Here is a 12054-nt window from a genome sequence, read left to right as displayed (position 1 = left end):
GCCACGGATATAAAAAAAGCACCCAATGCTTCCATTAATAATGGATGCATTCGGGTGCTTTTTGCTTGCTACGACTTTTTTAATATTCCTGCTTTTTGATAGGACTCTTGGAGTAAGGCGAGCGGATGGACTGTGTCCTGCCGCAATCCGGCTTGGGCCAACCCATCTTCAATCGTCATACGGCAACCGGGACAACCGGTGGTCACCGTCTCTGCACCGGTAGCGGCAATATTTTCCGCTTTTTTGGACGTAATCTGCTGGGACAAAGGGTAATGGGTCAAGGAAAAAGAGCCGGCTCCGCCACAGCAGCGAGCAGCATCTTTCATTTCGATCAACTCCACGCCCGGAATGCTCCGTAGGATCTGTCGCGGTGGTTCCGTCACATGGACGCTGCGCGCCAAGTGACAGGAGTCATGGTAGGTAACTTTGCGCGGAATAGGGGCCAGCTTTTTCGCTAATCCGCCGATGGTGACGACCAGTGCATTGGCGTCGATCGATTTGGCCGCCAGCGTTTCCGCTTTGGCCCGGTACGGGGGATCGTCGCTGAGCAATTCTTTGTAACTTTCCGCAAAGGAAGTCACACAAGTACCACAAGCAAAGACAATGTGATCAAGATGATACTTTTGATCCATCGCGGTAAACACATCGAGATTGTGCCGCGCCATGTCACGGCCGATAGCACGCTCGCCGCCGATAAAAACGGGAGCACCGCAGCAGTGTTGCTCTTTCGGCATGATCACATCACAATCATTGGCGCGAAGCACTTCGATAATCGCCCGACCTGTATCGGTGTAGATCAAGTTCATCACGCATCCCGTAAAAAAGCCAACGCGCCGCTTGGCCTTACCGCCGTAGGCAGGGATAAATTCGTCATATAAATCACGCAGCGGTGTTGTAGCCAGTTCCGGAATCACTCGGCGCATATCGATCCCGGCAAGCGGGAGGCGCAGCGAACGAAACTTGCCTTGATTCCCCAGATCGACGCGCTTCATGGCTAAGCCCTGCAGTTGGGCACCGACTTTGAGGCCAAAATTGAACATGCGCCGCAGCTTCAACCCACGATAGATGCTTCGTTTGATCAGCGGCAGTCCAACCTTTTCCGTCAAGGCTGCCCGAGCTGCCAAAATGATATCCACACAGCGAACATCACAGGGGCAATTGGCTTCGCAGGCTTTACAGGTTAAACACAAGGCAAATTTATCGAGCAGTTCATGAGAAGGCGCTAATTTACCTTCCAGAACGTCGACGGCTAAGCGGATCTTGCCCCGCGCTACGGCACCTTCGTGCATGGTTTCGGCATAAAGGGGACAAACGGCTTGACAATTGCCGCACTTCATACATTGCATCATTTGCTCTTGGGCAGCTTCGAGCGCAATTAATCCCTGGGTAGCCATCTCAATTCCCCCTCGGCACAATTTTGCCTGGGTTCAGGATATAGTCCGGATCGAGCGCTTCTTTGATCCGGCGCAGGACATCAATGCCGGTAGCCCCCAATTCCCACTCCAGGTATTTCATTTTGGCTGAACCGATGCCATGTTCTCCTGATAAGGTTCCGCCAAGGGAGATGGCTACACGGAAAATTTCATCGACCGCTTGGTGTACGCGCTCCATCTCTTCGGCATTGCGTTCGTCACAGAGGATTGTCGGATGCAAGTTGCCGTCACCGGCATGGCCAAAGGTACCGATCAACACGTTGTATTTTTGGCTGATCTCTTGAATCGCTGCCAACATGGCCGGGATCTGGGAACGAGGCACGGTCGCATCTTCCAGCACGGTCGTTGGCGATTTCCGTGCTAACGCAGGCAGTGCTGCCCGCCGGGCCGCCCAGAGCTTATCGCGCTCGGCATCGGTCTTGGCTACTTGGACTTTGCCGTTAAATTGCTTGCAGACTTTTTCGACAGACGCTGCTTCTTTGGCCACCGATATGGGATTGCCGTCCACTTCGATCAAAAGGACCGCTGCTGCATCGGTGGGCAAGCCGATTTTGGCGTAGGCTTCTACTGTTTCAATCGTCGTACGATCCATGATCTCCATCGTCGCCGGAATCACCTGGGCAGCAATGATTCCGGCAATCGTTTTTCCGGCATCATCGATGCGGTCAAACAAAGCCAGCATCGATTTGCGCGTTTCCGGCGCCGGGATCAGCTTCACCGTCAATTCCGTGATGATGCCCAATGTGCCTTCCGAGCCGGTAAACAGCTTGACCAAGTCATAGGCAGTGACATTTTTAACGGTCTTGCCGCCACAGCGAAATTTTTCACCGTTAGCGAGAACCACTTCCAAGCCCATGATGTAGTGCTTGGTCACGCCGTATTTTAACCCCCGTAAGCCGCCGGAACACTCGGCCGTAGAGCCACCCATGGTGGCTGTGGTGACCGTACCGGGATCAGGCGGATAGATCAAGCCATGGGGTGCTACGGCATTGTTCAAACTTTGAATGATCACACCTGGTTCCACCGTCGCTGTTAAATTTTCCGCGTCCACTTCGATGATTTTGTTCATTCGTTGCATCGTCATCACGATCCCGCCGTGCAGCGGCACGGTGCCACCGGAAAGATTCGTGCCGGAACCGCGCACGTTCAGCGGAATTTTATACTTCCCGCAGATACGCACGACCGCTTGGACTTCTTCGGTATTCACAGGAATTACAACGGCATCGGGACGTTGTGCGGCCATATCGGCCGTAGCATCAAAAGAATAACAGGCGAGATCTTCAACGCTGGTCAATACCCGCTCCCGATCGCAACATTGAATCAGTTCTTGAATGGCTTGTTGCCTGGACATTGCCTTCCCCCCTTGTTCCCTTTTCTTACTTCTTGCGCAGCGCCTCCGCTAAGACTTCAGCGGTATGCTTGATCTCAATCTTGCTTTGATGGCTGTCCAGACCACCGCCGATTTGCATGATGCAACCCGGGCAGTCCACACAAATCATGTCGGCTTTGGTGGCTTGAATATTATTGATCTTTTTCTCCAAAATCGGCGCTGAGATTTCGGGGAATTTCACCATATACGAACCGGCCATACCGCAGCATTCATCACTGTCTTTCATTTCCACCAATTGCATGCCGGGAACTTGCGTCAGCAATTCCCGTGGTACCTCGGAGAGATGAAGGTGACGCTTATAGTGGCAGGAATCATGGTAAGTGAAGGTTTTATCGCCATTATTCTTGGCCTTGGATACATCGACACCGAGACTGTGGGCCAGATCGGAGAAGTCACGCACTTTCGCCGCTAACGCCTTCGCCCGGTCGGCCCAGGCGGGATCATCTTTCAAAACATCAACAAAATCATCGCGCAGGGCCAAAGTGCAGGTAGGACAAGCGGAAACAATATAGTCCGGATTGCCTTCTTCCAGAGCTTCGATATTTTGCTTGGCCAAGCGAATCATGGTGTCGGCATCACCAAGATACTTGGCCGGTGCGCCGCAACAAGCTTGTTCCCAGGGGAAATAAATTTCACAGCCCACGCTTTCCAGCACGTCATAGACGGCTTTACCAATCCGTGGGTAGGTAAAGTCAATCAAGCAACCGCCGTAAAAGTTCACCCGTTTTTTACCGCGACCGCTGTTGCTTTTTTCATGTTCTTTGGCCCAATCGCGGAAAGGTTGCTCGGCGATGGTCGGCAGGGAACGGCCTTCGGTCAATTCGGAGAAGAAAAAGGGTAAATGCCGGATAAAGGGTTGTCCACCGCTGACGACAAATTGCGTCTTGGATGCGATGCGTAGTAGCGAATGCATCAATTTGCGGTTAGCCACTACACGGTGCAGGATCGTCTTCGGGATCGTTCCCAGCCCTTTTTCTTCAGCCAAACGGCGGCGAATACGCAAAATTAGATCGGGAATGGGGATCTTGCCGGGACAGACTTCCACACATTTGCCGCAACCGAGGCACAAGTTCTGCGGCTTCGCCGCATCATCATGGTCGTTAAAGAAATAGGTTAAAATCGTGCCAATCCCGCCGGCATAGATATGACCGTAGACGTGACCGCCGACCAGTTGGTACGATGGGCAAACATTGAGGCACGAAGCACAACGAATACACTGCCATGCCTCTTTAAACTCCGGATCATCCAGCATCTGCCGGCGTCCGTTATCCATCAGCACGATGTGCAGTTCTTTGGGACGTTCTTGATTGTCCACTTCCGTCGGCGTCACACCGGTTACGAAGGTCACATAGGACGTGATGATCTGCCCGGTAGCACTTTTGGGCAGCGCTTTAATGATGTTGGCCGCTTCACCGAGATCGGCGATGAGCTTTTCTAAACCTACAAGCGCGACGTGGATCGGCGGCAGGGTCGTCGTCAACCGGGCATTGCCTTCGTTCGTGACCAGGCCGATGGATCCCGTCTGAGCCACGGCCATGTTGGCTCCGGTGATCCCCATATCGGCTTGTAAAAACTTATCGCGCAATTCCTTACGGGCCGTATCGACCATAAAGGGGATATCGGGCGGAATGTCTCGCGACAAGGTGTTGCTGAAGTAGGTGGCCACTTGTTCTTTGGAAAGATGAATCGCCGGCATGACCATGTGACTGGGCCGCTGCCCGGCGATCTGCAAGATCCATTCCCCCAGATCGGTTTCGTAGGCTTTGATCCCTGCCGCTTCCAGATGTTTGTTCAAGTGGATTTCCTCAGACGCCATCGATTTGGATTTAACAACCGACTTGACACCGCGCTTCTTCGCCAGATCAACAATGTACCGGTTGGCATCGTCACCGGTCTTGGCATAATAAACAACGGCGCCACGCTTGGTCGCTTCCTGCGTAAATTGCTTGATCAGTTCGTCCAAATTCTCACCATCACGAGCTTTGGCGCAAGCAATCTCGGTGCGCAGTTGTTCAATGTCCACACCGGTGTATGCCGCTTTGCGCGAAATGGGGTAGGCTTCAGCAAAACGTCCCAAAGCGGAACGCATGACCTGATCCTTGAGCGCTTTTTGAATGGAATTTTTGAATTCTTCATTGCTTTGTTGATGAGACATCTTACTTCACCTCCGCTTCATCAACACAGATAACGAGCAAACGACTGGGTCCGTGAACACCGATCGTTAAGACCCGTTCAATATCGGCAGTTCGGCTGGGGCCGGAAATAAAAGAAATATAGCCGGGAAGCGAATCTTCCGCAGTGTACAGAGCCTGCAACGCGTCACCGACCGTCGGTAAAATGCCTGCTGCCGGAACGACGGCAATATGCGTCGGCGGCAGCATGGAAACTGCCCGCGCTAAGGGGCTTTCTGTCGCTGATAAGACGGAACCGGTTTCGGCGACAGCATAAGAAAGAAAAGAAAGGCCAATATCGGCTTGCGCCAGTTCTTGTCGATTCAATTCTGTGGACAAGTGAACGCCTTTTGGCGATAAGCGCTCTCGCCATTGCATTTTTTCTAATTCTTCATGGGGCGCTATATGGACTCGCTTGGCGCCCGTTTCTTGCACATAGGTTGCAACTACATCCATCGCCGCCGCATAGGTGGCCACACGAAAAACATTGGCCCCAACGGCTTCTGCACGTTTTTTAAATTCATCATACAGACGATCTGCTGACAACAAGCTCATCTCCTTTACAATCACGGTAGGACTCCATTAGTGATTCCTGAGAGCCCGTCCTGACTCATTCCTTACGCCTAGTCTGGACAGGCTAAGCACTAGGCGAGAAAAAACACGCGAAAACACCTTTGGCCATCAAAGCGGGCCAGGCTTGTTCCTTGTTATTATTTTAACATAGTTACATTTGTTATACTGCAGGGAAAAGTACCCGTCTTGCCTTTGCACAAAAAGGAGGTCTTTTCTTGGCACCGCGCTTCAGTAATGCTGTCACCCTCCCTGCCTATGGTGCTTTTTACTTTTCAGCACTGGCTTTTTTCGATAGTACGATTCTTGTACCCCTTTACCTGCACCAGACTACCGATTCCCCGTTGCTGATCGCAATAGCTTCCGCCGTGCGCCCGCTGGGCTTTGCTTTGCCGCAACTTTTTATGGCCGGCTATGTGGCGCGTCACCCTGATCTGCCGCGCTTAATCTTTCGCATCTTGATCATTACCCGTGGTTGTATGATCTTGACGGCGGCCAGTATCCTATTGGCCCTGCCTTACCGGACCGCAGGCATCATTTTTTTAGTTTGCTTTACCATATTCTCCTTCGGCGAAGGCCTGGTTCAAGTCCCCTGGATGGTGCTTTTTGGACGAACGATCGATAAAGAAAAACGCGGTCATGTGCTGGGAACGATGCAGTCCTTCGGCGGGATCGGCGGGTTTCTCGGCAGCATCACCGTTCGACTGATCTTACTTTCTCCGCTTTGGCCTTTTCCCTGGAATTACGCCTTGTTGTTTACTTTAGGTACAGCACTGCTGCTCTTATCGGCTGGCGCAGTCCGCTTTGCTCACGATCGCCCCCATAGCCCCCAGGAACCGCAAGCGGTCAGCTCATTATTGCGTCAACTGCCGGAAGACTTGCGTACTCATCGGCCCTTTGCCCGTCTTTTACCGATCCAGATCTTGATGAGCAGCAATGTCTTGGGCTTTCCTTTTTATATCCTCTATATAAAGTCGCTCGGCTTTCTGCCGCCCGATGCGGTGGGCTTGTTGATCGTCATGCAAGTGATCGGCCAGATCGCAGGTGGTCAACTGCTGGGGTATTGCAGCGACCATTGGAGCAACCGGCGGACCATCCAAGTTACCTTGACCACGAATCTGCTGATTCCTCTGGTTTTCTTGTATCTTGTCCATGCGCCGGACAGTTGGCAATATCCCTTAACTTGTCTGGTCTTTGTTGCCCTGGGCAGTGTCCTTGGTGGTTGGCTCGGTTTTGTCAACTACTTGATGGATACGACACCGGCGGACAAACGAGCCTTTTTTATCAGCATTTCCAATCTTTTTTCGGCACCGATGGCGCTGTTACCGATTCTTTTCGGTACATCGTCACCACACTTGGCTTTTGGGGTCGTTGCGTCGCTGGAAGGTCTGGCACTTCTTTTGACACAGTTTTTGCCTACCGCACAGGAAATCGCCAACGCAAAAAAGCTGCCTTGACCTACGAGGTCATGCAGCTTTGCATCATCGATACTTCTAGATGCGATTGCTTGTCAAGCGTTCCATAATCTTATAACTTCCATAGCGATCACGGCGTAATTCGTAAATCACCGTTTGCATGACCCGCACATCGCCATTCGTGGCTGGGATTTGGGCTTGGATCCGTAGGTGATCACCTTCTCGTTCCAGCACCCTCCAGCTTTCCGCTTGGGTAGGATCGAGGAATCCTTCCTCATTGAACCCCCATTGTCCGTCAATCGTTTTGCCCATCTGACCCTGTTCCCAAAGGGATTGGAGCGCTTCATCAGACCAATAGCTGCCGAGAAAAAGCGTAAGATCTTGCAGTGATTGAATGGGCGGCGCTGCTTCTAACCCGCGTTGGCGTAGCACTTCTTGGTTTTTCATAAATAAGACGCGCATCCACTGCAACTCGCCCCAGCGCACAAAAGCAATGTAATCATGATCTTGCCAAGGTTGTCCCCCACGCATCCAGGCCACTGCGGCTTTGCCGTCCCACTCCCAACTATCGGCTAAGTTACGGGCGAGCCAGCGCACCGGTACCATCAGTTGCTGTTCATCGACAACGCCGGTGATGCTGGTGCTACGGTCCGCATATTTTTTGACCGTCTTTGTACCCGGTCGTGGTATTTTTACTTCAAACAGTTGGCGGTCTCGCCGGATCAGCGCCCGTCGTTCTTTGCTCATCATTTGAACTTCTGCGCCTAATGCTTCCGCCACCGGATAGAGGGGAGCATAGAGTTGTCCATTGATCAATTTCACAGTCTTGTCCAATTCCAGCGGTAATCCGTTGAGCACGAGTCTGGGGGTTTTGGTTAATGCATTGACCCGCAATCGTGCTTCTCCGGTCGGCATCGCCGTACTACCTAAAATAATACAAAGGATGATGCCGACGATCATTGTTTTTTGCAAACTTCCCACCCCCTATCTCCTCATAAACTATATGATCCTAATGTAAATATATTCCATATGATCAGTAAAAAAAACTGGCTTTGCGCCAGTTTCATCAATATTACTCGATCATTAATGTCATACTGTCGCTGGCGACGATGACTTGCGGTACACCAAGGCTGTGCTCATGAAGAACTCTTTGATAGTCTTCGCCTTCTGTCAGATGGACAAGTACAACTTGCTGCGGCGCAGCCTTTTTCATTAGATCAAGCACATCCAGCAAGGATGAATGCTTACCTTGTGCCTTTTGCGCTGCATTGCATTCATGAATCAAGCACCGTGCATGCTTGGCCAAGACCTCCAGTTCGGGATTGTACTCGCTGTCGGCCGAATAGACGATCCGCTTGGCCACACCGGATCGCTGAGCTTCACAGACAAAGCCCATCGTTGGCACACCATGGCGGGCGGCAAACGTTTGCATCGTGATGCCGTCACGGGTAAACAGCGGCGTTACCCCATGTAACGGCTGTTCCTGAATCTCGATCGCAAAAATACCCGGTTTGTGACGGAGGCCAAAGAGATCAAGCAGCCCGGTTACCGTTGCCCCGGCGCCCTGCGGGCAGTACACCGGTAACGGCGTCTGACGCCCGGCCAACCAAAGGCTTTGGATTAACGCCGGCAGTCCATAAATATGATCGGGATGAGCATGGGTAAGGAGAAGCGCTGTCAATTGATCCGCTTTGACACCAACTCGGGCCAATTGGGACCAAGGCGCACCGCCCACATCGACCAGTATCGTGGTGTTCGTCCTCTCGTGCTGTACTAGAAAAAAAGTGCTTTCCCGTTGCGCATCGCCCATCCCGTTACCGGTTCCAAAAAAAGTGATTCGAAACACAAAATAACCTCCTTTAGCCTTTCACCCTTATTTTGCACGACCTTGCCTGCTTTCAAGCAAAAACCCGATGTGCTATCTTGCCCCTCAGGCCAATCCTCGGTAAACTAAGCAAGATAATGGTATGATCGAGGAGGACAACCATGCTCTTAGCATTAGATATTGGTAACACGAATATTGTAGCAGCAATTTACCACGGTGATCATTTAGTAACACAGTGGCGTATGGCTACGGATCGGCGTAAAACCAAAGATGAATACCGCATTCTCGTCATTCAGGCCCTGGAGAACAGTGGTTTAAAAAAAGATGCCATCGAACATGTGGCCATCTCATCGGTTGTTCCGCCGCTTAACCCCATGTTACTTTCGATGTTCCAGGAGTATTGGGGCATTCGCCCGCTGATTGTCCGGCCGGGAACGAAAACGGGGTTGAACATCAAGCTGGACGATTCCCGCAGTGTTGGCCCTGACCGCATCGTCAATGCCGTCGCTGCCTATCATCACTATGGCGGTCCGGTCATCATTGTTGACTTAGGAACGGCCACGACTTTTTGTGCCGTCAATCGCCACGGTGACTATCTTGGCGGTGTGATCTGTCCCGGACTCGGCATCTCTACAGAAGCGCTGGTTGCCCAAACTGCGAAACTGCCGCGCATCGAGATCTGCCAGCCCCAAAGGGCGCTTGGCCAGACCACAGAAGAAAGCATGCAGTCCGGTGTGTACTTTGGTTATGTAGGCATGGTGGACGGTCTCATCAGCCGCTTTAAAGGCGAATTAGGTGAAGAGGGTCAGCAAGCTCAAGTGGTGATTACCGGCGGCTTTGGCGAACTGATCGGCAAAGGGTGCCGGCAAGTCGATCATATTCATCCCAGTCTCACCCTCGATGGTTTGCGCTTATTATATGAACGTAATCGCGGCGAACGCTAAGTCAGCTTCGATAAACAGCAAGGAGGAATCATCTTGTCGAGATGATTCCTCCTTTTGCTTAGAACGACAGCATCCATAACTGCGCTTTTTGATCACCTGGTTTCAGCAAACCGACAAAACGCGACTCTGTCTTGATCGGACGTGCACCGGCTTCAAATTTGAATGTCGACGGTGCATCGACACCACGGGTATAGATTTTTAACGATGACTCCGGTTCGTCAATAATCGCAATCTGTCCGTTAGGACCGATCATGATATGATCGCGGTTAACCGTCGACGGCAATGTACGTTCTTTTTGCATCTGCTTGCCATCCCATGTATAGACCGATTGGATCTGCCGCCCTTGCCCCTGGCCGAGGTATAAGGTATTTTTTCGGTCAAGGCCAAGCAGCAACGAATTCAGCGGTTTTGTTGAGATAGGTACAGTTTGCATTCCCTTGATTTGATAGATCGACGGTGTGGCCGATGTTTCTAAATCCCAGAATTCGCCATACACACTACCTTGCATGGAACCGACTTTCAATTGCTCTGCCCGGGCTGCCCGCATAGGCACCCGATGGGCGTCATGTTGAATATCCACACGATAAAGTGTGTTCGCAAAACGAGCATCACCTAAGGTGAGATAAAGCAAGTTCGCCTGCGGTGAGATGATCGCTTCTTTGACTTCGTCACTGCTCTGTAACGAACGAATCCGCGTAGACAGGATCCGCTGGCTGCCATCAGCATTCATAAAGGAGATTTCCATCTGCTTTGTCGATGTAGACGGCGGTAAGGAACGCAGATCCGGTTTATTGTTCATGACTTGCAGCATGACTTGTATGGCTGATCGCGATGCATCCTGCGGCTTGGCACCTGGAGGCAAGTTCACCGGCGCTGTTGACTGCTCAGTAATCAGAATCAACCGGTTGCGATCGGCTAACCATTGAATCAACGCTACTTTATGTCCGGGAATCAAGTTTTCATGATAAAGCTGCCGCCCTTGCTGGATGTCCCAAACGGTATAACCGTCGCCTTCATTCCAGGCCATGTACTGTCCGTCATAGGAAATACCGATTTGGCGAGCATTTTTCAACGGAGCTTCAATGGTATGTTCGTGCCAGCGGCCTTGCGCAACCGAACCGCTAGGTCCTTTGACCACCAATGCCTGGGCAACCCAGCGCTCCATCCCGTAGAGGATACCACCCTGCATGAGCAGCGATATCAACAGCATAATACCGATTGTTTTTACGGATTTCATGGCCATCCTCCCTGTTATATCCGTTTGCTCGGCATAACAACAAAACTCGTAGGTACATAGCGAATGCCGAACACGCTGGAAGGCTGATTGACCACTTTGCCTTGATAAACCATCGTTGTCGATGCACCACCGTCAAGGTTCCCGGCTGTTACGGCGCCATACTGTAGCAGCAGATCTTGGAGTTCACGCAGGGTAGCACCAATGGATCCAACTTGCCGCCCATCGATGGTAACCATGATCAGTGCCCCGTCTTCACGTTGTCCGATAGCTGCCCGGGGAGCCACACCCCAGCCGCCATCGCCTTGAGTAATCGTACCTCGCCCGTTAACCACCAAGGGCGGACCAAAAGTAACCACATCAGCCATGTCCATCTGGCGCAAATCCCGCGCTGAATAGCGGCCGACAATAAGCATCCCCTTTTTAGTCAGGCCGATGATATCTTCCTTTTGATCCTCCTTGAGTACGGAAATGAATTCACCGTTGCTGATCGTCACTCCGTCCGGAAAGGCGCCGTTACCTTGGCCGTTGGGATCAATAAAGCCGCCGGCATTGATGGCAGCCACAGCACCGACCCGGCGCGCCATCTCCAGAACCGTTTCTCCGGACTCACCCAGTTGCGAAGTTACAGCCACTTTAACGCGGGTAGGTTCATGAACGATTAACACTTTACCGGTAAAACGCTTACCATGAATATCTTCGATCTCAATGCGATCAGAGCCCCGTTGTAATGACAGACTGACTTGCTGCCCGTTACTTAAGGCCGTTTGGACACTGCTGTCATCAGGTTGTCCCAGGATGGCTTGAATTTGCTCCGGTGAAAGAAAAAACTCGGCCACTTGAGGATGGCGCGAAGTAGCGATGGAGCCAACAACCATCTGACGCAATGCCGGCACGGGCCCGTAAAACACAACCAATGGCACCAGGATCGTCCCGATCAATCCATTGATAAGCAAGAACAAGGCTATCTTTTTGATCAACGACTTCAAGAATATCGGTCCTCCCGCAACCCCTTTTCGTTGTATTACGAAAGTCCGCAATACTACACACTAAATTATACGAGGAGTCGCTT

At 51.8% G+C, this 12054-nt stretch carries 10 protein-coding genes; 2 read left to right on the top strand and 8 right to left on the bottom strand.

What is annotated here, in order from left to right; genetic code table 11:
• Positions 1-68: 68 nt before the first annotated feature.
• From EDD73_RS03980 to EDD73_RS03965, 4 genes are read right to left on the bottom strand one after another with little or no spacing between them, the layout of a single operon-like run.
• Positions 69-1394 (bottom strand): (Fe-S)-binding protein, encoded by a 1326-nt coding sequence (locus tag EDD73_RS03980; RefSeq protein WP_131918484.1) that lies wholly within the window; start codon positions 1392-1394, stop codon positions 69-71.
• 1 nt (position 1395) lies between these two features.
• The gene (locus EDD73_RS03975; RefSeq protein ID WP_131918483.1) at positions 1396-2784 is read right to left on the bottom strand and encodes an FAD-binding oxidoreductase; all 1389 of its coding nucleotides are present in this window, start codon (positions 2782-2784) and stop codon (positions 1396-1398) included.
• A 25-nt stretch (positions 2785-2809) separates the two neighbouring features.
• A complete protein-coding gene (gene ldhH / locus EDD73_RS03970; RefSeq protein WP_131918482.1) occupies positions 2810-4978 on the bottom strand; it encodes an L-lactate dehydrogenase (quinone) large subunit LdhH in 2169 nt (722 codons plus the stop codon).
• Between the two features lies 1 nt (position 4979).
• Positions 4980-5540, bottom strand: coding sequence for a LutC/YkgG family protein (locus tag EDD73_RS03965; protein ID WP_165876309.1), 561 nt, complete (start codon positions 5538-5540; stop codon positions 4980-4982).
• 242 nt (positions 5541-5782) lie between these two features.
• On the opposite strand from EDD73_RS03965, the gene EDD73_RS03960 reads away from it, so the two are divergent.
• Positions 5783-7021 carry an MFS transporter gene (locus EDD73_RS03960; protein ID WP_165876308.1) on the top strand — a complete coding sequence of 413 codons (1239 nt, stop codon included), beginning with the start codon at positions 5783-5785 and terminating at the stop codon, positions 7019-7021.
• A gap of 36 nt (positions 7022-7057) precedes the next feature.
• Here the strand turns inward: EDD73_RS03960 and EDD73_RS03955 are convergent, their stop codons facing one another.
• A complete protein-coding gene (locus EDD73_RS03955; RefSeq protein ID WP_131918479.1) occupies positions 7058-7960 on the bottom strand; it encodes a hypothetical protein in 903 nt (300 codons plus the stop codon).
• Between the two features lie 91 nt (positions 7961-8051).
• Positions 8052-8825 (bottom strand): MBL fold metallo-hydrolase, encoded by a 774-nt coding sequence (locus tag EDD73_RS03950; RefSeq protein ID WP_131918478.1) that lies wholly within the window; start codon positions 8823-8825, stop codon positions 8052-8054.
• Between the two features lie 140 nt (positions 8826-8965).
• Here EDD73_RS03950 and EDD73_RS03945 point away from each other — a divergent pair, with 140 nt between their 5' ends.
• The gene (locus EDD73_RS03945) at positions 8966-9748 is read left to right on the top strand and encodes a type III pantothenate kinase (protein WP_131918477.1); all 783 of its coding nucleotides are present in this window, start codon (positions 8966-8968) and stop codon (positions 9746-9748) included.
• Positions 9749-9806: 58 nt separating this feature from the next.
• On the opposite strand, the gene EDD73_RS03940 is transcribed toward EDD73_RS03945, so the two are convergent.
• Positions 9807-10985 (bottom strand): hypothetical protein, encoded by a 1179-nt coding sequence (locus tag EDD73_RS03940; protein WP_131918476.1) that lies wholly within the window; start codon positions 10983-10985, stop codon positions 9807-9809.
• Between the two features lie 14 nt (positions 10986-10999).
• Positions 11000-11971, bottom strand: a complete 972-nt coding sequence (locus tag EDD73_RS03935; RefSeq protein WP_243116784.1) for a phosphodiester glycosidase family protein — start codon at positions 11969-11971, stop codon at positions 11000-11002.
• Positions 11972-12054: the final 83 nt, after the last annotated feature.

The sequence above is a fragment of the Heliophilum fasciatum genome, from assembly GCF_004341395.1.
Classification (GTDB): domain Bacteria; phylum Bacillota; class Desulfitobacteriia; order Heliobacteriales; family Heliobacteriaceae; genus Heliophilum; species Heliophilum fasciatum.
Note: the sequence above shows the minus strand (reverse complement) of the source record. Positions and strands in the feature narration are given on the sequence as shown.